The sequence below is a fragment of the Psychrobacter urativorans genome (genome assembly GCF_904846675.1).
Lineage (GTDB): Bacteria > Pseudomonadota > Gammaproteobacteria > Pseudomonadales > Moraxellaceae > Psychrobacter > Psychrobacter urativorans_B.
On sequence record NZ_CAJHBT010000026.1, the window covers coordinates 1 to 25,973 of the forward strand.

Consider the following 25,973-nt stretch of genomic DNA (forward strand, 5'->3'; position numbering starts at 1 on the left):
TTCTTGGTCATGGTAAACTCCTTGTCGAGTCGTTAGTTTACCAAGTTTATCTCTACGGTTTCTTCAGCATAGCTCATGTAAATGCAAGGCCATTCTTGAGCATCATGCTCTAGGTTAATATCTAATAACGGTGCCTTGCACGACAAGACGCCGTTGTTGTTTCTAGCATTCATATTTGTAGAAGGATCTTAAAAAATTAATAATAATGATTAAGAAGTGAGGAGGTAATTTAGATTAAGTGAATCCTTATTATTAATTTTTTTATAAAATGATAACTATAATGGACATCGCTCACATGAATAGAGATTGAGCTCAGTCATTAAACGCGGGCTGAATCATCAAGGATGACACACGGACAAGGAGTGAGTTATGTCTGGATTAAAAAAATCGTTAGGTATGTTTGACATCATTGCCCTAGATTTTGGCGCTATGGTCGGTTGGGGCTGGGTAGTCTTAGCGGGCGATTGGATTATCGCGGCAGGGACATGGGGCTCGATGTTAGCGTTCATGATCGGTGGTTTAGCAGTCATTATGATTGGGGTTAACTATGCTGAGTTGGCCTCATCGATGCCGGTCACTGGCGGTGAGCACACTTATACCTATCGTGCTCTGGGGGTTACTGTCTCCTTTATTTGCTCGTGGAGTATTCTATTCGGTTACTTCTCAGTAGTGGCTTTCGAAGCCGTGGCACTACCCACGGTAGTCGAATACTTCATTCCCAACTATAACCAAGATTATTTATGGACTATCGCCGGTTGGGATGTTTATGCCACTTGGGTCGGGGTGGGTATGCTCGGCTCAGTGATTGTGACTTGGCTGAATATTCGAGGTATGGAAGTCAGCGCTTGGTTCCAAAAAACAGCAGTACTGGGTATTTTGTTCGTCGGTACTTTGCTATTTATTGGTGCGGTACTATATAACCCTGCTACTTCAACTGCGGTACAAGCGCCAGCGTTTATCGGTGGTATCGGTGGCATGATGACGGTTATCGTCATGGTACCGTTTATGTCTGTTGGCTTTGACGTTATTCCGCAAGCAGCAGAAGAGATTGATCTTACCCGTCCTAATATTGGTAAGTTCTTGATTATCTCCATTATTATTGCAGTGATGTGGTATGTCGGTGTGGCATGGAGTGTGGGTCGTACGTTGCCGTTGATAGAAGCACAAGGCTCAACCTTAGCAACCGCTGATGCGATGACCAATGCGTGGCAAGGTAAGTGGGCAGGTATCTTATTAGTAATTGGTGGCGTACTGGGTATTCTATCTAGCTGGAATGCGTTCTTGATTGGGGGTAGTCGTCTATTGTATGCCATGTCAAGAGCACACATGCTGCCAGCGTTTTTGGGTAAACTGCACCCAAATATAATACTCCAAAGAATGCCATTTTGCTTATCGGTGGCCTTGCGACCCTAGCACCATTATTCGGTCGTAAAATGCTGGTCTGGATTGTTGACGCGGGCGGTTTTGGTATTGTTATCGCTTATACTTGTGTCGCTATCTCTTTCTTAGTACTACGCTACCGTGAACCTGATATGGTACGTCCGTTTAAAGTACCAGCAGGTAAGCTTGTGGGCATGGTAACAATCGCTTTGGGCTTCGGTTTGCTCGCATTGTATATGCCAGGTATGCCGTCTGCACTTGCTGCTATTGAGTGGTGGATATTCTTTGGCTGGTCAGCACTTGGTCTTGCGCTATATGGTTATGCAATTATTAAATATCCTGGTATAAGTGACTCGATTATGGCAGAAGAATTACGTGAGTTAAAAATCGTTAATCAGCTGTGGTTAAAAGACAATCCGCCTAAAAAGTAAAAATATTTTAGGATGGGATAGAAAAAGATAGGTTCAATAAAAAAGCCTAACATTAAAACGTTAGGCTTTTTTATTCATAAATTTATAGAATAAGTCTTTTAATAGCGTATTAATTGACTCTATTGTCAGTCTTTATGTATCGCTTTTTTGGTAGGCTTTTCTTTTATAGTTGATACAGGGGCATTTTTACCTTTAGCCACCTTAGCAGCAGGTAGTTTAGTCGCAGAATCTGTAGACAGTTTAAGCGCAGGATCTACGGCATAGTTAAGCATTGGTTTAAGCGGTTTTTTAAGTATACGTGCCGCTTTTTTTACTTGTTCCTCATCTGATGCTATCTCATATAAGTTTTGATAGACGGCAAGGGTCTCTTTAATCATTTCTCGCATCGTAAATTGATCGGTCATATTGGGACGCGTGACGCTTTCCAGCTGGTTTCTCACAGCCTTACATAACGCATGGGCATTATATTTTTTGACCAGTCCTTGAGGATATAGCGGCTGCAAAATTTCACTAAAGGCGGCTTGATCCCAGCCGATCACTGGCGTGCCCAAATGAATAGCTTGCAGGGCATTAATGCCAATAGATTCTGGCTGATTAGCAAGTGCCATAACGATATTCGCCGCGGATAGCCACTCGCGCATGTCATCACGCTTGCTACCGACATAAGTGATGTGTTCATTCAGACCAAGAGCAGTGCTACGCTGACGAAAGTCCTCGTGCGCCACATCGCCGTCTTTATGGTCTTCATCCATAATAATGGCATGAATATTAGGGAATTGCTCTTGCAGATTGCCCAATATATCAATCAGCCATTCTTGTCCGTATTCATTACCGATAATTGTTGGAAACACCAGCCATTTCTTATGCTCTAGCTCAGGATATTCAGCAAAGGTACGCCGCAACCAGTATACCGATGGGTTATGTCGGTATGGATAACGTCGGGTATCAATACCACGGTAGATACGCTTGATGATCTTAGGACTAATAGCCTCACGGCGCAGCCCTTTTTTTAGATAGTTGGTGACACTATCAGATACAGTAATAATGGTATCGACATCGAGTAGCGCTTGCGAGTACTTATTAATGGGATAAAAGCCGTACATGGTCGAGACCAATTTCGGTGGGCGTTTGACCCGAGCACGGCGTAGCGCCAGATGCAATATCCATGCCGGCGTTCGAGAATGGAGATGAATGATGTCGGGATCATATTGTTCAATAAGATGCCGTAATGGTGCAATCTGTAACAGCGATAGCCAAGACTTTTTATTCATGTATAGCTGATGATATAGATTGCCGTCACGCTCTAGACGTTTGACCAGCTCGTTATCATCATCGGCGCTGGAGACAATAATAGAGGTATGGCCATTTTTAACCAACGCGCGCCCCAAATGAAAGATACCACGTTCGGATTCATCATGTTTTAAGGAGGACAATAAGCGCATAACTATCATAATAGTGGGGGCCACCGTTTAATAATATCAAGCTGCTATTGTCAGTTAAAAGCGGTCAAAACTCAACCTTGAAGATTAATTAGATACCATAAATAAAGAGGGATAATAAATAAAACTAACGACGTCTTTGCAAATGTTCAAGCGAGCTTTGGGTCGCCATCTAAGTCCAAAAATGACGACTCCGGTTCGACGAGGTCATAAGCAACAACCGTCGCAATGGAAGTTTTTTCACAGTGACAAGCGCGGTTGGTATATTAAGTTTCAAGGTCGTAATAGATTCCTTTAAAGCAGTAAGAAGTAATAGCAATTAACTTCGAGTAATGCCTAAATAAGCAAAACCCCCACTATGTGACATGGCAAATCGCGGAGGCATAGATACTGATGACAGCCAACCATGCAGCTATTGTCATTATTATTTACAAGATGCTGAATACTCTATACCAAACAACTATTTACACAAAATGATTGTGCGCAAAAGAAATAAGTATTAAAGATATATTGTGTCGCTTATAGAGTTTTGAGTATCTATTTCTATCAATACAGTCCGTTATTAGAACATATGATATACCGTGATATCATCCGTAAATTACTTCCATAATTTCGTACTCGACCACGCCTCTTGGGGTTTCAATACGGGCTTCATCCCCTTTATATTTACCAATCAGACCACGAGCGATAGGTGAGTTAACAGAGATTTTGCCACCTTTAAAGTCAGCTTCATCGTCACCCACGATTTGATAGCGTTTCTCTTCTTCGGTATCCATGTTTTCAATGACTACGGTCACGCCAAATACTATCCGACCTTCTTTCGGTAAAGTAGTGATATCTATCACTTGAGCGCCGCCAAGTTTGGCTTCGATGTCACGGATGCGCGCTTCACAAAAACCTTGCTGCTCACGGGCGGCATGATATTCAGCATTTTCTTTTAAGTCGCCATGTTCACGTGCTTCAGCGATAGAGGCTGTGATACGTGGACGGTCGATAGTTTTTAGTTGTTTTAGCTCGGCTTCTAAAGCCGCATGTCCTTGCGGAGTCATGGGATAACGTTGCATGTTTTTTTCCTTAAACCAATAACATCACACCACCTCATAATGAGATGGTGTTGGCGTTATTATAACGGGGTTGAAATATAAAAAGGGTGGCGTTAAGCTCAGGTTATGAAATTATAAAGCACTAAAAATCATAAGGTTCTAGAAATATAGAATACTAAAAAGCATAGTGGCTAAACTGCCACTATGCTTTTTAGTATTCTATATTTTAAGTCGTTACTGTTATGCTTAATTTACTGAATTTATTCAGCGGCGTCAAGCGCCTTTGCTTGCTCATGCAAATCTTGTAGTTTGTACACATCGAATGGTAGGTCGATGGCATAAGATTTACAGACCGCGTCAGCAGCACCTAAGGTAGTGACATAGAATACTTTACCTTGCAGTGCACTACGGCGAATAGAGAACGAATCCTCCTGTGCCTGCTTACCTTCGGTGGTGTTAATGATAAGGTCTATTTTACCATTTTTTAGGGCATCAACGATATGTGGACGGCCTTCGGTAACTTTATTGATTTGCTTGCACTCAATACCGTTTTCCGCTAACACCTTTTGCGTGCCAGTGGTCGCGACAATATTAAAGCCAAAGTCGATTAACTGACGAGCGATAGGAATGACTTGTTCTTTATCGCTATCACGAACTGAGATAAAGACGGTTTTGGTTTCGCCTTCAGTCGGTAAGCCTGGCAAGCGCTCATTACTGCCAATAACGGCTTTATAAAAAGCTTCGCCAAAGGTTTTACCCACGCCCATGACTTCACCCGTTGATTTCATCTCAGGGCTCAAAATAGGATCGACACCAGGGAATTTAGCAAACGGGAATACCGCTTCTTTTACCGCAAAAAATGCAGGGACGATTTCTGTAGTAAATCCCTGATCTTTTAGCGAAGTACCTGCCATACAGCGGGCAGCAACTTTTGCTAATGAAGTACCGATACATTTAGAAACGAAAGGCACGGTACGCGCGGCACGTGGGTTCACCTCTAAAATATAAACCGTTTCGCCTTTTACCGCAAACTGGACGTTCATTAGGCCAATAACACCAAGCTCTTTTGCCATAGCGACGGTTTGTGCGCGCATCACATCACATAATTCTTCTGATAATGAATATGGCGGTAGTGAACAGGCTGAGTCACCAGAGTGGACACCGGCTTGTTCGATATGTTGCATGATACCGCCAATCACCACATCCGTGCCATCGCAGATACAATCAACATCGACCTCAATGGCATCATCTAAGAAGCGGTCAAGCAATACCGGTGCTTCATTCGACGCTTGTACTGCGGTACGCAAATAATGTCTTAACTCATCTTCGTTATAGACGATTTCCATCGCGCGACCACCGAGAACGTATGAAGGGCGTACAACCAATGGATAACCAACGTCATTGGCTTTAACCAAACCATCTTCTAAGCTAGTCGCTAAGGCGTTAGTCGGTTGGATAAGATTTAACTGCTGAATCATATGCTGGAAGCGTTCACGGTCTTCAGCGCGGTCAATCGCATCAGGGCTAGTACCGATGATTCTGACGCCAGCGGCTTCAAGGGCGCGGGCAAGTTTCAATGGAGTTTGTCCACCGAACTGCACGATAACGCCGTCAGGCTGCTCAATACGTACGATTTCTAACACGTCTTCTAAGGTAATTGGCTCAAAGTATAGACGATCTGAGATGTCATAATCGGTTGAAACGGTTTCAGGGTTACAGTTGACCATAATGGTCTCGTAACCGTCTTCGCGCATAGCGAGTGCAGCATGCACACAGCAATAGTCGAACTCGATACCTTGGCCGATACGGTTAGGACCGCTACCGATAACCATGATTTTTTTGTTATCGGTTGGATTGGCTTCACACTCATTGTCATAAGTGGAATACATATAAGCGGTACTGGTTTCAAATTCTGCCGCGCAAGTATCGACGCGCTTATAGACAGGATGAATGCCCAAATCCCAACGCTTAGTGCGCAATTGCTTTTGTGAGATGCCAAGTAGTTTAGCCAAGCGTAAATCTGATAAACCTTTACGCTTAAAGCTACGTAAGTTCTTCTCAGTTAAACCACCAAAGCCTAGCGCCTTGACAGTCGCTTCAGTTTTAACGATATCTTCGATTTGTACCAAGAACCAAGGGTCAATTTTGGTAAAGTTAAACACTTCATCGACCGTCATACCAATGCGAAAAGCATCCGCCACATAGTAGATACGCTCAGGCGTTGGGATGGTCAGACGATTGGTAATCTCACTGCGTGCTTTATCAGCAGGCACTTGTGATAAGTCAATTTGCTCATCAAAACCATCCGCGCCGGTTTCCATACCACGTAAGGCTTTTTGCATCGACTCTTGGAAGTTACGGCCGATCGCCATGACTTCACCAACGGACTTCATCTGCGTCGATAAGACGTTATCCGCTTGTGGGAATTTTTCAAAGTTAAAGCGAGGAATCTTAGTAACGACATAATCCAGCGCAGGCTCAAAGCTGGCGGGTGTTTTACCACCCGTGATATCATTTTGTAATTCATCTAGCGTATAACCGACGGCCAGTTTGGCAGCGATTTTTGCAATCGGGAAACCAGTTGCTTTTGAGGCTAATGCTGATGAGCGCGATACGCGTGGGTTCATCTCGATGACGACCATACGACCAGTTTCAGGATCGATACCGAACTGGACGTTGGAGCCGCCCGTTTCAACCCCAATCTCGCGTAGTACAGCCAATGAGGCATTACGCATGACTTGGTATTCTTTATCGGTCAGAGTTTGTGCTGGCGCGACAGTAATTGAGTCACCCGTATGCACGCCCATGGGGTCAAAGTTTTCAATGGCGCAGATGATGATACAGTTGTCGTTTTTGTCACGAACCACTTCCATCTCGTATTCTTTCCAACCAATCAATGACTCATCGATGAGCAGCTGATGGTTAGGCGATAAGTCAAAGCCGCGCTCGCAAATCTCAATAAACTCATCACGGTTGTACGCGATACCGCCACCTGAGCCACCCATGGTGAACGATGGACGAATGATACACGGATAGCCCATTTTCTCTTGGGTGATAAAGGCCTCTTCCATGGTTTCAGCAGTTTCGGCACGTGGACATTCAAGGCCAATACGCTTCATTGCTTTATCAAATAAATTGCGGTCTTCTGCCATCTCAATCGAATCTTTGGTTGCGCCAATTAATTCGCAATTGTACTTAGTCAAGACGCCGTGCTTATCCAACTCTAAGGCACAGTTCAGTGCGGTTTGTCCGCCCATGGTTGGCAAGATGGCATCAGGACGTTCTTTAGCGATGATTTGCTCAACCGTCTGCCATGTAATCGGTTCGATATAAGTGGCGTCGGCCATCGCTGGGTCAGTCATGATGGTAGCAGGGTTGGAGTTGACCAAGATGACACGGTAGCCTTCTTCTTTCAGCGCTTTACACGCCTGTGCGCCTGAATAGTCAAACTCGCACGCTTGACCGATGACGATAGGGCCTGCGCCAATGATAAGAATGCTTTTTATGTCGGTACGTTTTGGCATAATTAAGACCTTTTAAATTTATATGTTATGAATTTAATACAAAGCTATATAGGAAGGTTGGTCATAGTTGAACTGATGTCATCAGGAATATTATCCCAATAATCGGTATCAAGCTTCTTTATGCTAATGGTTTGTTCAACCTGTACACCCAATCCGTACTTGTAAATATATTCAGCCAGTTTTTGACCATCTATTAAAACAATTCTTGCATTTGATAGATTTTGGGCGTAAGCGATGGCATCAGCGGAAAATTTTGAGGTGGTAATAAAGACACCTTTGTTTGCATTATCGCCCAATAAAGCACCAGCAAAACTTTGAATATCAGGACGACCAATAGTATTGCTTTTTTGATAGCGTTTTGCCTGAATATGTATTCGCCCTAAGCCCAATACGTCTTCATAGATTTCACCATCAATACCACCGTCTTTAGCATACTGCGTTACTCGTCCTGCCTTTTCAACGGCACCGCCATAACCCATTTTTTGCAATAACTCAACAACCAGACGCTCAAAAGCCATAGGTGTTTTGGTTAAAATGGTATCTAGTATCTCTTCATAGGTTTCTTGACGAATGGTTTCGTAAGACGCATAAAGTTGTTCTTGCGGTGTGTTGATACTCTGATTAATATTGTTTTTTTGAACATTTTGACCTAATTCAGTGTTGCTTAACTTTTCTGCTTGTCTTTCTGCCATTTGTTGCTTAACGAAAACGTTGATTTCTTCATTAGTTTTATCTAAAAAAGATTTTCCTAAAGAGCTGAGGACGTAGTAACCTCTTTTAGGTCTATCTAATATTCCTGTAAGGGCAAAATAACTCAATGCCCAAGAAATTCTATCAACAAAAATAAGTCCATTACCTGATTCATATTCCTTTGACGCTTCTTCATCAGTAAGATTAAAATGCTTTATCAAAGGTTCGGTAAATTTTGATTTTTTCCATACTTCGCCGTCACTTGAAAGCATTAATATGGGTTTTCTTAAGTCATCAAAATGTGGAATGGTCATCTTTATCGTTTCGCCTTATGTGGAATGGTCATCTTTATCGTTTCGCCTTATCCATCAACATTGCAAACTTATCAAACAATGGCGCACAATCGTGCGGCCCTGGGCTGGCTTCTGGATGACCCTGGAAGCTAAATACTGGCTTATTGGTTAGCTCGATACCTTGGTTAGAACCATCAAATAATGAGCGATGGGTGGCTTTTACATTATTAGGTAACGTGTCTTCGTCAACCGCAAAGCCGTGATTCTGACTGGTAATCATGACGGTGCTGGTTGCTAAATCTTGTACTGGATGGTTGGCACCATGATGCCCGGTCTTCATTTTAATAGTACTCGCGCCGCTGGCAAGACCAATCAGCTGATGACCTAAGCAAATGCCAAAGGTTGGAATGTCGGTTTCTTCAATAATATGACGGACGCTATCAATAGCATAACCACAAGCTGCTGGGTCACCAGGGCCATTGGACAAGAAAATACCGTCTGGGTTCATCGCAAGCACATCTCCAATAGGCGTTTGTGCAGGGACTACAGTCACATGGCAACCACGGTCAACGAGCATGCGTAGGATATTGGTTTTGCTACCGAAGTCGTAAGCGACAACGTTATATTTTGCGTCAATATGAGTGTTCAATTCCTTAAAGAAGCCACCCGTACCGCTATCATGGCTACCAGCTATGTCACGATTAAGTAGAGTATCTGACAACTCCCACGTACCCTCTGTCCATTCAAAGCCATCAGGGTTACAGCATTCTTTAGCTAAGTCCATACCGGCAATACCAGCGAATTCTTGTGCTAGTTTAATCGCTTGTTGCTCATCATCAGTGCTGATAGTCTCACCGTTGGAGGCAGTCATGATACAGCCATTCTGTGCGCCTTTGTCACGTAATAAACGAGTAAGCTGGCGGGTATCAATTTCAGCGATAGCGACTGTATCGTTACGCTTTAAGTAGTCGGTCAATGACTCAGAGTTACGGAAGCTTGAAGTGACCATCGTTGAGTCACGAATGATTAGGCCTTCTGCCCATATTTGATGGTTATTGCCCGATTCAGCATCTTCAGAATTAGTACCGGTATTGCCGATGTGCGGATAGGTTAGCGTAACCAACTGACGAGCGTAGCTGGGGTCAGTAAGGATTTCTTGATACCCTGTCATGGCTGTATTAAATACCACCTCACCGACACGATGACCAAGGCTACCGATACTCACACCGCGAAAAATCGTACCGTCTGCTAGTGCCAAAATTGCTTGTATTTCTGCCGATGAATTCAAGGGTTGCCTCCGCTGTTATTAGTGAGTGCCACAATGTTTTGTCGGTATAAATATTTATCTATAGTTGCTATTTATATCCTTATAACTGCTGCTAGATAAGAATAAAAAAGGGCTAAACACAAAAATTTCCCACAAAAAAGCGAGAAGACATCATCAATGAGAACTACAAAACCCACTAGATAGTGAATGAGTAAATCGCATCATGTCCGCTCGCTTAGGCACAGATTTTGCGCATTATATACAATAAGCGCACAAATAGCCAGCCGATTCTGGGGGATAGTGGCAATTTGTTAAGTAGGTTGTTAAGGAGTAATTTAAATTAAACAGCTATTTTAAATTGTAGGCTAGGGTTAGCTTAACCGTCTTGAAGCTATTTAAATTGATAATGCACTGATAAACCGTAATAATCTGGTGCTAATGAAGGTGCGATATACAGTTGGTCATTATAGCTTTTGGTGAGATACATACTACTGGCAATACCCAGTGCTGCCCCTGCCAATACATCAACCGCATCATGCTCGTCGGTCTCTAAGCGACTGTAGGCCACAAGACCTGCCCCGATATAAGCGGGAATACTATATTTTAAGCCATAACGTTTATGGATAAAGCTGGCCCCTTGAAAGGCGACTGAGGTATGGCTTGATGGAAATGATTTATTGTCGCTACCATTTGGCCTCTCCTTATCAATAGTTGCTTTTAGCGCATAGGTCACCGCGAGATTAGTACCGAACGCTTGATAAAATTGCTGCCGTCCAGATTTATCATTCATATAATATGTGCTACCGTAAGCAATAGTGGGTATGGCTATCGCAATAATATCTCCCGCTTTTTCAATACCGGTGCTATTAGAGGCATAAGTAGGATTAACTACCATCAAGCTACTCGACAATAAGAGTAAAGATGCATATCCTTTGCCGTTCATTGTTTTATTCCTTAAAATGGTTATATTTGGGCGATTGTACTATAAAGTCTATATTGTTTTTTATAATGGATTATCTTTTATTAAAAATTACTCCTAATCATTAATAGCTATTTATCACGAGCTACTACTAAAAGCTACTCACTAATAAATACTACCTATCAAGAAATATTTATCAACAACTACTAAGGACAGACCATGATTTATCAATATTTAGACAAAGTACCCGAGTTTGCTGTACCTTTTAATGGCTGGGTTGCCGATTCTGCAAGAGTAATTGGTGATGTCTATTTAGGGCATCAAGCCAGTGTTTGGTTTGGCGCAGTGATTCGCGGTGACAATGAGCGCATTTATATCGGTGATTATAGCAACGTACAAGAAAACAGCGTTATTCATACTGATGAAGGTATCGAGGTCAAGATTGGTGATTACGTTACTATTGGTCATTTGGCGATGCTACACGGCTGCGAAGTTGGTGATAACAGCTTAATTGGTATTGGCGCGGTAGTGCTTAATAATGTCAAAATTGGTAAGAACTGTATTATTGGTGCAAAGGCGTTGGTTACCGAAGGCAAAGTTATACCAGATAATTCATTGGTAGTTGGTGCGCCAGCTAAAGTAATCAAAACTTTAACCGATGAGCAAGCGGCGATGATTAAAGAGTCTGCGCTTCATTATGCAGCGCGTTGTCAGAAATTTAAAACTGGCATGCTAGAAGTTGAGCAACCAGAATAGTTTAGTCTTTGGCATTATCAGTCCTTATGCATTATCTTCTTATTCATTATTAATGAGATTTTTAATATGAGCACGCCTGTACTCAATTCAAATATTAATTCTAATACGTCTTCTGTTAATACAGAAAAGTCGCCTCGCACCTTAGCACTATTTGATTTAGACCATACCTTACTTGATGTCGATAGTGATTATTTATGGGGCGAATATATTGTCAATAAAGGGCTGGTCGATGAAGCCCAGTACCGAACGGCTAATCAGAAGTTTTATCAAGATTATATTGAAGGTACGCTGGATGCGACGGAGTATAATGAGTTTGTTGCACAGTTTTTGACGACTTTGCCACTAACGCGTCTACACGAGTTGCGCGAAGATTATATTAAATCTGAGATTGATCCCCATATACGTCCAAAAGCTTTATCAGTGCTGCGTGAGCATTTAGAATTAGGTCACGATGTGGTGATAATCTCTGCGACGAATGACTTTGTCGTATCTGCCATCGCTGAACGTTTTGGGGTTGAGGAAGCCAATGTGTTGGCGACGCCGCTGGAGATTAAAGACGAGCGCTATACCGGTAAATTAACCGATAAGCCTAACTTTAAAGAAGGTAAGATTTATCATTTGGATAAATGGATTGATAAACAGCAAGTAGGGGGCATTAGCTTTGAGAAAACCTATGCTTATTCGGATTCTAAAAATGATATTCCGTTGCTTGAGTGGGCAGATGTGGCCGTTTGTGTGTCGCCCGATGATGCCTTACATGCTCATGCGTTAGCGCATCGCTGGGCAGTAGAAGATTGGTCGATATAGTTTGCCAAGTTTAGTTTGGGCAGTATAATTTTTAGTGACACACTTAGCTTTAACTTGGTTTAAAATATCACCATATAAACTAAGCAGTAAATGCTAAATCTTTTAATTGTTAATACAGGAATATTTATGGAAATCAATCCGTATCAAGAAAAAATAAAAGACCTCGCCGAGCGTGGACAGGACTTGCGGAGGTATCTTTGACTTTGATGGCAAGCAAGAACGCCTAGAAGAAGTCAACTTAGAGTTAGAGAACCCCGAACTATGGAATGATCCTGAGCGCGCGACCAAAATTAATAAGGAAAAAAGCCATCTTGATAGTGTTATTGATGTGGTCGTCTCTCTTGAGACCATCTTAGAAGATGCGTCTGCGATGCTGGATTTAGCAGTAGAAGAGGATGATGAATCACTACTGGCGGACGTACAAGTTGAGCTGGATAATGCTGAGAAGCGGGTGGCGGATTTAGAGTTCCGCCGAATGTTCAGTGGTGAGATGGACCCGAACAATTGCTACTTGGATATTCAGTCGGGCAGTGGTGGCACCGAAGCCCAAGATTGGGCGGAGATGCTACTGCGTATGTATACGCGCTGGGCGGAAGCGCACAACTTTAAGGTTGAAGTGATTGAGGTTTCATCAGGCGGGGTTGCGGGTATTAAGTCCGCGACCATTGCCATTAAAGGCGATTATGCCTTTGGTTGGCTACGTACCGAGACTGGCGTGCATCGCTTAGTGCGTAAGTCGCCATTTGACAGTAATAATGGCCGTCATACCTCATTCGCTGGCGTATTTATCTCGGCCGAGATTGACGACGATATTGACATTGATATCAATCCGGCTGATTTACGGATCGATACTTACCGCTCATCTGGCGCAGGTGGTCAGCATGTCAATACTACCGACTCAGCCGTTCGTATTACCCATGAGCCTACTGGTGTCGTAGTGACCTGTCAAAACGAGCGTAGCCAGCACGGCAACAAAGCGACAGCTATGAAAATGCTGCGTGCAAAGCTGTATGAGCTTGAGATGCAAAAACGCATGGAGAAGCAGCAAGCAGTCGAGGATAACAAGTCCGACGTCGGTTGGGGCAGTCAGATTCGTTCATACGTACTTGATGACTCACGCATTAAAGATTTGCGTACCGGTGTTGAAACCTTTAATACGGGCGCGGTGCTTGATGGCGACCTTGACCAGTTTATTGAAGCCAGTCTTAAGGCCGGTCTATAAGTATTGAAATATATCTTTTAAAATCAATTAAAAATAATTTAAGGGAAAGTTATGCCAAGCGTAAATCAGTATTTTGATGATAAAGTTACCTCTATTGCCTTTCAAACTTCGACTAAGCCTGCAACCGTTGGTGTAATGTCAATTGGCGAATACGAATTTGGTACCAGTGAGTTTGAGACTATGACCGTCGTTAGTGGGGCATTAACCGTCAAATTACCAGAAAGTGACGAATGGCAAACCTTTAATGCCAGTCAACAATTCACCATTGAAGCTCAGAAAAAATTCAATGTTAAAGTTGAGGTGGAAAGTGCTTATCTGTGTGTTTACGGGCAGTAACATTCACGGTAAGTAGTGTTTTCTTAAAATTAAAGTTAAATGATGAAAAACGCCAAGTATTTAATGCTTGGCGTTTTTTTATGGTGATGTTTTTATTAACGTAGCGCGTTTTTACACAGCATTACACATTATCTGCGCCAAACGAACAGCAAAAATAGTGGTTTGTATTTATGATAAGACAGGAGACGCAGTCTTCAAGGCAGCTATTAGGTAAAGGCACACCATTTTATGGCCAAACAAAAGAATATCCGATCACCTTCCCAATCAAATGCTTCTGGCTCTACTAGCGGAGATATGCGTCATGATTATGAGCATTTAGCTCAGCGTGCCAATCTACGCTACGTGAGCGACGATGAACCTGGTTATACGCGTATACGTTGGGGCCGCGGCTTTACTTATCGCGACGTCGTCGGTAAGACCGTTAAGGATAAAGTGCTGCGTCAGCGTTTTGATGCGCTCGTTATTCCGCCGATGTGGTCAGAGGTCTGGATTTGCCGTGATGATAACGGCCATTTGCAAGCAACAGGTCGTGACGACAAGGCACGAAAGCAGTACTTGTATCATCCGCTGTGGGACGATGTGCGTGACCAAGCTAAGTTTGATGCCATGATAGGATTTGCACAAGCGCTACCGACATTGCGGGCGCAGGTTGAGCAGGATTTGGGTGCTAAGCCATTGTCACGCGCTAATGTGCTTGCTGCTGTAGTCAAATTATTAGAGACGACTCTAATCCGTGTAGGTAATAGTCGTTATGCCAAGCTGAATAAAAGCTATGGGCTGAGCACCCTACGCAGTAAGCATGTCAGTGAAATCGATAATGGCCTAGCTTTTGACTTTGTCGGTAAAAGCGCTAAATCTCATCATATCGAATTGCAAGATGAGCGCTTAATTGACATTGTGCAAGCTTGCTCAGAGCTACCCGGCTATCAGATCTTCAAATACTTAGATGAAAAAGGTAATAAGCAAGTCGTGGATAGTGCGGATATCAATGACTATATACGGGCTAATAGTTGCGTGGATAGCAGTAAAAACAGTAATAGTAGCGATGGCATTAATGATGGCAGCGGTAATGCGAAACTATATAGTGCTAAAGACTTTCGTACCTGGATGGCAAGTGTGCTTGCAGCCGGCTATTTGTATGATGAGCTACAAACGCCCGCAGGAGAGGAGGTTTTGGCAAGTGCGCCGGACAGTCGCGAGCGCCAAGCATTGGTAACAGAAATGGTCAAAAATGTCGCTGACGAGCTGGGTAATACGCCTACCGTGTGTCGCGCTTCTTATATTAACCCAGTTATTATTGAGAAGTTTTTAGCCGGACAGTTCTTTGAGTCTTATAAACAAGCACGTCGCGGTCGCACTAAAAAATATCAAAGTTGTGAAGAGAAAGCGCTACTTGGATTTTTAAGCGCGTTGTAATAGTAAGTTAAAGCTGGTCGACTATTGCAGTGCTAACCTTAAAAATGATACGTTATGTATTGAAGTAAATATGAAAGTACGCTATTAATAGATAAGTTTAAATATAATATGCTAAAACGAGTTATATGATATAACCTGTTTTTATGACTGCTTTATTTTATCAGTTTGACCTCTATTGCTAAAGGATTAGCTCATGACATCTTCAACCTTATCGACTACCCACACCTCAAAAACGCCAATAAGCTATGCCGATTATTATAATAACTTCGATATGGCCTCTTTATTGAAAGAAATCTTTGGCGACCACCCAGACGACCGTCTCAATGCTTATGTGGCTTGTTGTGGTCGTCATGTCCGTGATGGACGCGCGGATGATATCGCCTTAGTACATGAAGATACCGCTGGCAACATCACCCGTATGAGCTTTGGCGAGTTGGATAATGCCAGCGCGCAAGTGGCCAATTTATTACAGTCTTATGGCGTGCAGGCGGGAGATCGGGTTGCGACCATGCTGCCCCGAACGCCTGAGCTCTTGGTAGTTGTGTTGGCCACATGGCGACTGGGCGCGATATATCAGCCTTTATTTACCGCTTTTGGTTATGATTCTATCAAATACCGTATGGATAAAGCTGAGACTAAAGTCGTATTCACCAATCATGAGAATCGCGACAAGTTTAAAGATTTAGCGCAGCAAACGACTATGGTTATTGTGGGAAGTCAAAACGGCAGTCAGGCTTGGGGTGATGATAATTATGCTCAGATGCTTGCTAAGCAGCCACAAACGATAGAACCGATTAGGCTAGACACTGATGCGCCATTTTTGCAGATGTTTACCTCAGGAACAGTCGGCAAGTCCAAAGGCGTAAGTGTGCCTTTAGCGGCATTACCCGCATTCTATTTATACATGCGCTATGCTATTGATCTGCGCGAATCTGATAACTATTGGAATATGGCTGATCCCGGCTGGGCGTATGGTTTGTATTACGCTATTACCGGGCCATTATTACTTGGTAGGACCACTTGTTTTAATGAGGCCGGTTTTGATGCCAATAATACCCGCGATTTTATGGTTCGTCACAATATTACCAATCTGGCCTCTTCACCAACCGCATTTCGGATGATGAAATCCAGCGGAGTATTCGAAGATCTCTCTAAAGACGCTTCTAATAACAGTAGCAACAAACTGTCGTTGCGCTGTGCCAACTCAGCAGGTGAGACCCTTAATACTGGAGTTGTCGGCTGGGTAGAGAGTCATTTAGGCTGTAAGATCTTTGATCATTATGGACAGACTGAGACTGGCATGATCTGTTGTGAGCACCATGCGCTAGAGCATGAGCGACCAGTAGGCTCTATGGGCATGGCGCTGCCAGGGCATACACTAGTAATATTAGATGATGATATGCAAATATTACCTGATGGCGAGCAAGGGCAGCTTGCTGTCGTAGTCAGTCAGTCGCCAGCCTTTTATTTCCGTGGCTATAGCTGGAATGAAAAACAAGCTTTCGTCGGTGATTACTACCTGACTGGAGACATTGTAGAGCGCCATCACGATGGCAGCTACTGGTTCTCAGGGCGCGATGATGACATTATTATGACTGCCGGCTACCGTGTCGGTCCAACCGATGTCGAAAATACCGTATTAGAACATAACGCCGTTGCTGAGTCTGCAGCCATAGGCGTACCAGACGAAGTGCGTGGGAATACGATTAAATCTTATGTGGTGCTCAAAGACGGCGTTGAGGGCAGTGATGAGATTGCTCAACAAATCAAAGATTTAGTACGCGAACGTTTATCTACTCATGCCTATCCACGTGAGGTCGAGTTTATTGATGCGTTACCTAAGACTCCTAGTGGCAAAATTCAGCGCTTTTTATTGCGCAGTCTGTCTGCCAGTTAAATATATTTTACAGTCAGTACGTTGTAATAGAGAAATTTAAAAAATAGACGGCCAACTAAAATATTAGACAATAAATAGTTAAGGGTAAGTTATGCAAATTCAAGAAAACAGCTTTTTGGTGACTGGTGGCGCGTCAGGATTAGGCGAAGCGGTCGTTCGCGGTATCACTGCTCAAGGCGGTAATGTGGTCATCGCTGATTTAAACGAATCAGCTGGGCAAGCGTTGGTAGACGAGCTAGGAAATAACGTACGCTTCATTCGATGTGATGTTACCAGTGGTGATGAGGTACAAGCTGCTGTTAAATTGGCTGAGCAAGCATTTGATGGCTTGCAAGGGTCGATTAACTGCGCTGGTATCGCTGTCGTACAAAAGCTGTTAGATCGTGAGAATAACCCAGCCGACCTTGATGCATTTAGTCGCGGTGTAAACATTAACCTTGTCGGCTCCTTTAACGTAGCCCGCTTAGTCGCTGCTAGTATCGCGCGCCGAGTTGCGGCGGCAAAAGATAGTGGCGATGCGAAAAAAAATGCCGATCAAGGTATTATTATTAATACTGCCTCTGTTGCCGCCTTTGATGGTCAAGTAGGTCAAGCCAGTTATGCGTCTTCTAAAGCCGGTGTGGTAGGGTTGACATTACCATTAGCGCGCGAGCTGGCACGTCATGGTATTCGCGTTATGGCTATTGCCCCTGGGGTATTTGCTACCCCTATGATGAATAGTATTCCCGAAAAGGCGCGTGAGCAGTTAGAGGCTGGTATACCTTATCCTAAACGTTTGGGTGCGCCGAATGAATTCGCCAAATTAGTCATGCATATCATCGATAACAGCTACTTGAATGGCGAAGTGATTCGGTTGGATGGTGCTATTCGTATGGTCTAAGAAAATCTAGATAAATAAGTACCAACGTAGACTCTGTTACTGTGCAATTTGCACCGTCATAGAGTCTTTTTAGTATTTTAGTTATCTAATCTCAATGATATAAAAATAACTGCCATTATACAAAAAAGGCCGGCTACGATTTATTCTGTCACTAACTGGATTTATTCATTAAATTCTTACATAGTTCTGCATAATGCTTTGACAGATTATGACTAAATAGCTCATATATCTTGCTCTATTCTTTGCGTAATTTCTCTTGAAATGTTCCTCTAAAACACTTGTTGATACCTTATGATTAATATCATTTCTATTGGTAGGGTGATTGCTCATTAATGAATAGTTCAGTTATATTTTCTAATTATATTGATAAGTAAATATTTATTATTGACACTATGAGCAATCCGAAGAAAACGAGTTGAAATACTACTCGACATACCATATATAGATAACAGCTAACGGTAAGCGCTATTTAATAAAAGAGCTACCTAGATACTTATTAATACTAATTATAAAAGGATACCGCTATGAGATTTGAGAAATTTACCCAAAAACTGCAATCTGCTATTCAAGAAGCACAAAGTCTAGCATTAGGCCGCGATCATACGGGTATCGACCCCGTACATTTATTGGGCGTGTTACTGCAAGATGAATCGAATTTGTCTATCTGTCAGCAAGCGGGCGCTTCTATTCCAGCGCTAAAAAATGGCGTTGCTAAAGCTTTAGACAACCAAGCGACTATTAGCGAGCCAACGGGAGACGTTAATTTAAACCCAAGTTCGGTAAAAATACTCAATCTTGCTGACCGCCAAGCGCAAAAAGAGGGCGATGATTTTATTGCGACTGAATGGGTCATGTTGGCCTTAGCGGAGCAGGGAGAGACCAAAAAAATATTTGAAAGTGCTGGTGTGACTGCGGCTAAGCTCAAAGCTGTCATCGAGCAGCTACGCGGCGATGAAACTGTTAATAATCAAAATGCTGAAGATCAGCGCGATGCGCTCAATAAATATACCATTAATCTGACTGAACAGGCGGAGATGGGCAAGCTTGATCCGGTGATTGGCCGCGATGAAGAGATTCGCCGAACCATTCAGGTGCTGTCACGTCGTACCAAGAATAACCCAGTACTTATCGGTGAACCGGGTGTTGGTAAAACCGCGATTGTCGAAGGTTTGGCACAAAAAATTATCAATGGCGATGTACCAGAAGGTCTGCGTCGTAAAGAAGTGCTGTCTTTAGATTTAGGCTCACTAATTGCCGGCGCAAAGTTCCGAGGAGAGTTCGAAGAACGCCTTAAAAGTGTACTCAGCGACTTATCGAAGCAAGAAGGTAATGTCATTTTATTCATTGATGAGCTGCATACTTTAGTTGGTGCTGGTAAAGCAGACGGCGCGATGGATGCTGGTAATATGCTTAAACCTGCGCTTGCTCGCGGTGAATTGCATTGTGTTGGCGCGACTACTTTAGACGAATATCGTCAATACATTGAAAAAGATGCGGCTCTTGAGCGTCGCTTTCAAAAAGTGCTGGTCGATGAACCAACGGTTGAAGATACCATTGCGATTTTGCGTGGACTCAAAGAGCGTTATGAGCTGCATCATGGGGTCGATATTCAAGATAGCGCCATTATTGCGGCAGCACGCATGAGTCATCGTTATATTACTGACCGCAAGCTTCCTGATAAAGCGATTGATTTAATTGACGAAGCGGCCAGTCGTTTGCGGATGGAGATGGACAGTAAGCCTGAATCTTTAGGTAAGCTAGATAGCCGTCTTATTCAGTTGAAAATGCAGCGTGAAGTGCTCAAAAATGAAGAAGATGCCGGTGCACAAGCGGAGCTGAAAGCTCTAAATGAGCAAGTCGATGAGCTAGAAAAAGAATACGCGGATCTTAACGAGATTTGGCAAGCTGAAAAGGCATTAGTTAAAGGCAGTCAACAGCTGAAAGACGAGCTAGATAAAGCGCGTATTGCTTATGATAAAGTCAGCCGCGAAGGCGACTATGAAGCGATGTCAAAACTCCAATACGAGACTATTCCGCAGCTTGAACGTCGTATCAACGAGTCAGATTTAGCGGAACAAAAAGAGCAAAATGACGTACCTGGTATTAAATTGCTGCGTAACAAAGTGACAGACAATGAGATTGCCGAAGTCGTCAGTGCAGCCACTGGTATTCCGGTTAACAAAATGATGCAAGGCGAGCGCGATAAGCTGCTAGCAATGGAAGACCAACTGCATGAGCGGGTTATTGGTCAAGATGAAGCGGTAGAAGCGGTTGCCAATGCTGTGCGTCGTAGTCGGGCTGGCTTGTCAGATCCCAACCGTCCTTCAGGGTCGTTTTTATTCCTTGGGCCTACAGGGGTTGGTAAAACCGAGCTGACTAAATCGTTAGCTAACTTTCTGTTCGACTCTGAAGATGCGCTGGTGCGTATTGACATGAGTGAGTACATGGAAAAGCATAGTGTCAGTCGTTTGGTGGGCGCGCCTCCCGGTTACGTCGGCTACGAAGAAGGCGGGTCATTGACCGAAGCCGTACGCCGCAAGCCTTATAGCGTGGTGTTATTCGATGAAGTCGAAAAGGCCCATCCAGATGTCTTTAATATTTTATTACAAGTGCTGGACGATGGACGCTTAACGGACTCACAAGGTCGAGTGATTGACTTTAAAAACACCGTTATTATCATGACCAGTAACTTAGGCTCACATAAAATCCAAGAAATGGTTGGCGAAAGCTACGATGATATCAAAGCCGAAGTCATGGATTCAGTCGGCGAGCATTTCCGTCCGGAGTTTGTGAACCGTATTGATGAGATTGTGGTATTCCATGCGCTTGGTCAAGAGCAAATGGCGGGTATTGCTGATATTCAAATGGAGCGTTTACAGACTCGTCTACAAGAGCGTGAGCTTGATATTACACTGTCCGATGCGGCGATGAATCAGCTAGTAGAAGTGGGTTATGATCCCGTCTATGGTGCGCGCCCACTAAAACGTGCTATTCAGCAAGAGATTGAAAATCCTTTATCATTAAAATTACTGGCCGGTGACTTCGTAGCCGGCGACATCATCAAAGTCGATGTTGGTATTGATGATAAACTGACATTTGATAAGCTTAGAATGAGTTAAGAGTCCATTGTTGATAGCCAACTTTTAATAACAGTTTTGATAGTAATACTCATCCCGCATTTGCCTTAGCAAGTGCGGGATTTTTTAAGCACTATTATTTTTATTTGAAATATTATTCTAATTAATGAGTAATAAAAATGAGAACATCTAAATGATATATTTTCCTTGTTAAGTCTTTTGTACTATACAGTCTGATAAATAATGTTATAAATTCAGTACTAACACTATTGAAATTATAAGGTTGCTTTTATCAAGATTTATTTTGTAATAAATTGATAATTGTCAGTCGTTTTGTTACAGTGACATTCCTTAAAATTTGAGATTAGAACATGGATCATGTGAAAGTTGGCAGGTTAGGTCCGTTTCCACGGGTGAATAAGCCTGTTTTTATTACTTCCGCGTTACTTATCGTTGGATTTATTATTTTTGGTGCTTTTTTTACTGAAACTGCCGGTGCAGTGTTTACCTTTTTACAAAGCTTTATCACTGATAAATTTGGCTGGATGTTTATTGTTTTAATGAACGTGGCGCTAGTCTTTTGTATTTATCTGGCCGCGAGCCGTTACGGTGACATTCGCTTAGGGGACCAAACAGAACGACCACAATATAACCTATTTTCATGGATTGGGATGTTGTTTTCGGCTGGTATTGGTATTGGGCTCGTGTATTGGGGAACGGCTGAGCCCTTATACCACTTTATGGCACCGCCATTGGGTGAAGCTGAAACTGTAGAAGCCGCCAAGCAAGCGATGAGTATCTCATTTTTACATTGGGGACTACATGCCTGGGCAATTTATACTATAGTGGCATTGGCATTGGCTTACTTTCACTTTCGCCGTGGACTGCCGTTATCGATTCGCTCGACGCTATATCCAATATTGGGTCAAAAGATTTATGGTCGTTGGGGACATACCGTCGATATCTTAGCCGTATTTGGTACGATGTTTGGGGTAGTGACCTCTCTTGGCCTTGGGGTAATGCAAATTAATTCGGGCCTTGAAGGATTATTTGGCATTCCAAACACTTTAACGGTGCAGTTTATCATTATTGCTTTTGTAACTGCACTAGCTTGTGGGTCTTTGATGTTGGGTCTTGACAAAGGCATCAAGCGCTTAAGTGAGATCAATATGGGCTTTACTGGTGCCCTATTAGCCTTTATGGTTATTTTAGGGCCAACCTTATTTATTTTTGATAGTTTTATTGAGAATATAGGTAATTATCTAATAGCCTTGGTACCGTTATCAACATGGGGCGAAGCTTATAGTAATACCGATTGGCAAGGCGCTTGGACGTTATTTTATTGGGCATGGTGGGTAAGCTGGGCACCATTCGTCGGGGTATTTATTGCGCGTATTAGCCGTGGTCGTACCATCCGTGAGTTTGTATTGGGTGTGCTGTTGATTCCAATGATGATTTTGTTTTTCTGGTTCACAACCTTCGGCGGCGCCGCTATTCATATGGAGCTATTAGCTGCTCTTGACCCAGCACTGGCTAGTCCAGGCTTGATTGAAGCGGTGCAAGCCGATACTGGTAGCGCCATTTTTAAACTGGTTGAATACTATCCATTCACTAAGCCAATTACCTTGTTAATCGTAATTATGATTATACTTTGGTTTGTTACCTCATCGGATTCAGCAAGCTTTGTCATTGATATGTTGACCGCAGGTGGCGATACCAATCCACCAAAGATTCAACGTTTATTTTGGGCGATCATGCAAGGATTGATTGCTGCTATATTATTAGCAGCAGGCGGATTAAGCGCCTTACAAGCAGCCGCAATTGTGGCGGGATTACCGTTTGCTTTGGTAGTATTTGTGATGATGTATGCGCTATTGCGAGGCTTAAGTCGCGATCGACTGATACTTTATCGAGGGCAGCAGCACTTTATCACTGAAGAATCAGCGGATCATAACTCGGCTAATGAGTTTACCGATGAGCGCTTGTTAAAAGGTCCCCCTAAAATTGCAGATGGTGACTAAAGTTAGCTATTAATCAAGTAGACTTAGTTTATATTATGCTTGTTAAGGTGTTCTTTACCAAAATATAACATCTAAAGTCACTGCAATATTAAAACCTAAGGTAGCACGCTGCTTTAGGGTTTTTTGATTTTTTAAATAGATGACAACACTGGTAGGTATCTAATCACATTTGATAGTTGCTACATATCTTGTTAAGGTATCCAACTTTAAAAACTGAGACGACTACATGGATCATGTAAAAGTTGGCCGATTAGGCCCTTTTCCACGGGTATGTAAACCTGTATTTTTATCCTCGATAACTTTGATTGTCGCGTTTATTATCTTTGGTGCCTTCTTTAATGAATTGGCGAGTGAAGTATTTGGGCAAGCAAAAGCATTCATTTCTATGCGCTTTGGCTGGTTCTTTATTTTGGTGGTCAATTTAACTTTGGTCGTGAGTATCTACTTAATATTCAGTCGATACGGTGATATTCGACTTGGGCACCAGACAGAGAAGCCAGAATACAACCTGTTTTCTTGGATTGGCATGCTGTTCTCAGCCGGTATCGGTATTGGCCTGCTCTATTGGGGTACTGCTGAGCCGCTGCAACACTTTATGGCGCCGCCACTTGGTGAGCCTGAAACCATTGCCGCTGCTAAGCAAGCGATGAATATCTCATTCTTACATTATGGTCTGCATGTGTGGGGACTCTATGGCATGGTGGCCTTGGCATTAGCCTATTTTCACTATCGTCGTGGTCTGCCATTGGCTATTCGCTCGACGCTGTATCCGTTGATTGGTAAAAGAATCTATGGTAAATGGGGTCATACGGTCGATACACTGGCTGTATTTGGCACTATGTTTGGGGTTGTGACTACCTTGGGTCTTGGGGTATTGCAGATTAACTCTGGCCTTGAGAGCTTATTTGATATCCCTAATACCATTACTGTCCAAATTATTTTGATAGCCATCATTACCGCTTTAGCGGGACTATCGTTGACGTTGGGACTTGATAAAGGTATCAAGCGCTTAAGTGATATCAATATTCTTCTCACCGTTGTCCTGTTAAGCTTTGTGATTATTTTAGGACCTACGCAGTTTATCTTTAACAGTTTTGTAGAAAACATCGGTAATTATCTACATGAGATTGTGCCATTAGGTCTTTGGACTGAATCTTATAATGGTGAAGCCAATTGGCAGTCGTCATGGACGATTTTCTATTGGGCTTGGTGGATCAGCTGGTCGCCATTCGTTGGTGTGTTTATTGCCCGTATCTCTCGTGGTCGTACCATTCGCGAGTTTACATTAGGGGTATTATTAATCCCTATTACCATTCTGTTTTTATGGTTCACAGCTTTTGGCGGCTCGGCGGTACATATGGAGCTGTTGGCGGCTGCGGATCCTAGTATGGTCAGTCCTGGTCTTATTGAAGCTGTGCAGGCTGATTATGGTAGCGCGATCTTTAAGTTAATGGAATCTTATCCTTTAGCGAAGCCTATGACCTTGTTGATTATCGTGATGATTGTGCTTTGGTTTGTGACTTCATCGGACTCCGCTAGCTTTGTCATCGATATGTTGACCTCAGGTGGTGATGCGAATCCACCCAAGCTTCAGCGTTTATTTTGGGCTGGTACCGAAGGGGTTATCGCTGCCATATTGTTAGCAGCAGGTGGCTTAGGTGCACTGCAAGCGGCAGCTATTGTCTCAGGCTTCCCGTTCGCTATTGTGGTCGTGGTGATGATGTATGCGTTACTGCGCGGCTTAAGTCGCGATAGGTTGATTTTGTATCGTAACCAGCAATGGTTTATCACTGAGGAATCAGCAGAGCATAACTCAGCCAATGAGTTCCGTGATGAACACCTGTTGACAGGCCCACCAAAGATACAAAAGCCTAGCGACTAAGCTTATCCTTTGCTAAGCAATTGTTAATCATAAAAAAACCCCAGTCTATAATTAGGCTGGGGTTTTTTTATGGGGCTGGATATCTCATTTATTCATCGTTGTGCGAATTTGATTAAGACGCCAGCCGTCTGATATAGAAGTGCTATAAGCGGCTATTAATAGTTATGAGCATTGCCCTTTAACATAGCTTATTGCTGATGTGGTACCACACGCTGAGCAAGCATTACCTGCCGTACGGTAGCTAACTCCCGTGTGATTCTTTACTTTGACGCAGACTGGATCATATTGGGCAGTGCACATGGTTTGTTCAGGGTTAAAAGGCGGGCACTTAGTAAGTTTTTTATCGCTAGAGGCTTGGTTATTAGTAGTTTGAGTATGAATAGGAGGGGTGTCAGGCGCGCTGATACTCGGCATATTATTACAGCCGGTCAAGGCTAGTGTCACTGATAACCCCAGTAATGATAAGCATGACCGCCATAAGGTTGAATAGTTATTAGTAAACATAAGATTTCCTTATTTATCAAAACCATAACGTCCTGTTAAAATCACATGTAAGTCCTAATCATAGCGCATTGCCAGAATTATGAAAGGCTATAACTGTAAGATAAGCGCCTTTCACGTACAATAAAAAACCCTAGTCTATGAATAGACTGGGGTTTTATACTTTAAGAGGATAAATGCGCTTTTAAAAAA

17 protein-coding genes and 1 pseudogene are annotated in these 25,973 nt (G+C 43.0%); 11 read left to right on the forward strand and 7 right to left on the reverse strand.

Features of this window, described 5'->3' with window-relative positions:
- Positions 1 to 369 precede the first annotated feature (369 nt).
- A pseudogene (locus JMY06_RS10515) lies at positions 370 to 1,811 on the forward strand (APC family permease).
- Between the two features lie 125 nt (positions 1,812 to 1,936).
- Here the strand turns inward: JMY06_RS10515 and JMY06_RS10520 are convergent.
- The 6 genes from JMY06_RS10520 to JMY06_RS10545 form a co-directional block, all read right to left on the reverse strand.
- Positions 1,937 to 3,262, reverse strand: a complete 1,326-nt coding sequence (locus JMY06_RS10520) for a glycosyltransferase (RefSeq protein WP_201618220.1) — start codon at positions 3,260 to 3,262, stop codon at positions 1,937 to 1,939.
- A gap of 575 nt (positions 3,263 to 3,837) precedes the next feature.
- Entirely contained in the window at positions 3,838 to 4,314 is a 477-nt protein-coding gene (gene greA, locus JMY06_RS10525) for a transcription elongation factor GreA (RefSeq protein ID WP_201526903.1), read from the reverse strand.
- Between the two features lie 239 nt (positions 4,315 to 4,553).
- A complete protein-coding gene (carB, locus tag JMY06_RS10530) occupies positions 4,554 to 7,817 on the reverse strand; it encodes a carbamoyl-phosphate synthase large subunit (protein WP_201618221.1) in 3,264 nt (1,087 codons plus the stop codon).
- 44 nt (positions 7,818 to 7,861) lie between these two features.
- Positions 7,862 to 8,821 carry a restriction endonuclease gene (locus JMY06_RS10535; protein ID WP_201618222.1) on the reverse strand — a complete coding sequence of 320 codons (960 nt, stop codon included), beginning with the start codon at positions 8,819 to 8,821 and terminating at the stop codon, positions 7,862 to 7,864.
- Positions 8,822 to 8,855: 34 nt separating this feature from the next.
- Complete coding sequence (gene carA / locus JMY06_RS10540; RefSeq protein ID WP_201618223.1) at positions 8,856 to 10,088, reverse strand: glutamine-hydrolyzing carbamoyl-phosphate synthase small subunit; 1,233 nt, start codon at positions 10,086 to 10,088, stop codon at positions 8,856 to 8,858.
- Between the two features lie 370 nt (positions 10,089 to 10,458).
- On the reverse strand, positions 10,459 to 11,010 hold the full coding sequence (locus JMY06_RS10545; protein ID WP_201526873.1) for a phosphatase PAP2 family protein: 552 nt from the start codon (positions 11,008 to 11,010) through the stop codon (positions 10,459 to 10,461).
- Positions 11,011 to 11,205: 195 nt separating this feature from the next.
- Between JMY06_RS10545 and JMY06_RS10550 the strand changes: the two genes are divergently transcribed.
- The 10 genes from JMY06_RS10550 (at position 11,206) to JMY06_RS10595 (ending at position 25,280) form a co-directional block, all read left to right on the forward strand.
- On the forward strand, positions 11,206 to 11,742 hold the full coding sequence (locus JMY06_RS10550) for a gamma carbonic anhydrase family protein (protein ID WP_201526871.1): 537 nt from the start codon (positions 11,206 to 11,208) through the stop codon (positions 11,740 to 11,742).
- A gap of 66 nt (positions 11,743 to 11,808) precedes the next feature.
- Positions 11,809 to 12,549: an HAD family hydrolase gene (locus tag JMY06_RS10555; RefSeq protein WP_201618224.1), complete on the forward strand. Its 741-nt coding sequence runs from the start codon at positions 11,809 to 11,811 to the stop codon at positions 12,547 to 12,549.
- 126 nt (positions 12,550 to 12,675) lie between these two features.
- Positions 12,676 to 13,771, forward strand: a protein-coding gene (gene prfB, locus JMY06_RS10560) for a peptide chain release factor 2 (protein ID WP_201618225.1) whose coding sequence is annotated in 2 segments (ribosomal slippage) — positions 12,676 to 12,747 and positions 12,749 to 13,771 — 1,095 coding nt in all. Because the reading frame shifts where the segments join, the coding sequence is not laid out codon by codon here.
- 51 nt (positions 13,772 to 13,822) lie between these two features.
- Complete coding sequence (locus tag JMY06_RS10565) at positions 13,823 to 14,107, forward strand: pyrimidine/purine nucleoside phosphorylase (RefSeq protein WP_201618226.1); 285 nt, start codon at positions 13,823 to 13,825, stop codon at positions 14,105 to 14,107.
- Between the two features lie 294 nt (positions 14,108 to 14,401).
- The gene (locus tag JMY06_RS10570) at positions 14,402 to 15,523 is read left to right on the forward strand and encodes a DNA topoisomerase IB (RefSeq protein WP_201618238.1); all 1,122 of its coding nucleotides are present in this window, start codon (positions 14,402 to 14,404) and stop codon (positions 15,521 to 15,523) included.
- Between the two features lie 193 nt (positions 15,524 to 15,716).
- Positions 15,717 to 17,420, forward strand: a complete 1,704-nt coding sequence (locus tag JMY06_RS10575; protein ID WP_201618227.1) for an AMP-binding protein — start codon at positions 15,717 to 15,719, stop codon at positions 17,418 to 17,420.
- Between the two features lie 91 nt (positions 17,421 to 17,511).
- Positions 17,512 to 18,300 carry an SDR family NAD(P)-dependent oxidoreductase gene (locus tag JMY06_RS10580; protein ID WP_201618228.1) on the forward strand — a complete coding sequence of 263 codons (789 nt, stop codon included), beginning with the start codon at positions 17,512 to 17,514 and terminating at the stop codon, positions 18,298 to 18,300.
- 524 nt (positions 18,301 to 18,824) lie between these two features.
- The gene (gene clpB, locus JMY06_RS10585; RefSeq protein ID WP_201618229.1) at positions 18,825 to 21,419 is read left to right on the forward strand and encodes an ATP-dependent chaperone ClpB; all 2,595 of its coding nucleotides are present in this window, start codon (positions 18,825 to 18,827) and stop codon (positions 21,417 to 21,419) included.
- Positions 21,420 to 21,748: 329 nt separating this feature from the next.
- On the forward strand, positions 21,749 to 23,398 hold the full coding sequence (locus JMY06_RS10590; protein ID WP_201618230.1) for a BCCT family transporter: 1,650 nt from the start codon (positions 21,749 to 21,751) through the stop codon (positions 23,396 to 23,398).
- A 226-nt stretch (positions 23,399 to 23,624) separates the two neighbouring features.
- Positions 23,625 to 25,280 carry a BCCT family transporter gene (locus JMY06_RS10595; protein WP_201618231.1) on the forward strand — a complete coding sequence of 552 codons (1,656 nt, stop codon included), beginning with the start codon at positions 23,625 to 23,627 and terminating at the stop codon, positions 25,278 to 25,280.
- 162 nt (positions 25,281 to 25,442) lie between these two features.
- On the opposite strand, the gene JMY06_RS10600 is transcribed toward JMY06_RS10595, so the two are convergent.
- Positions 25,443 to 25,784, reverse strand: a complete 342-nt coding sequence (locus tag JMY06_RS10600) for a hypothetical protein (RefSeq protein ID WP_201618232.1) — start codon at positions 25,782 to 25,784, stop codon at positions 25,443 to 25,445.
- Between the last annotated feature and the right edge of the window lie 189 nt (positions 25,785 to 25,973).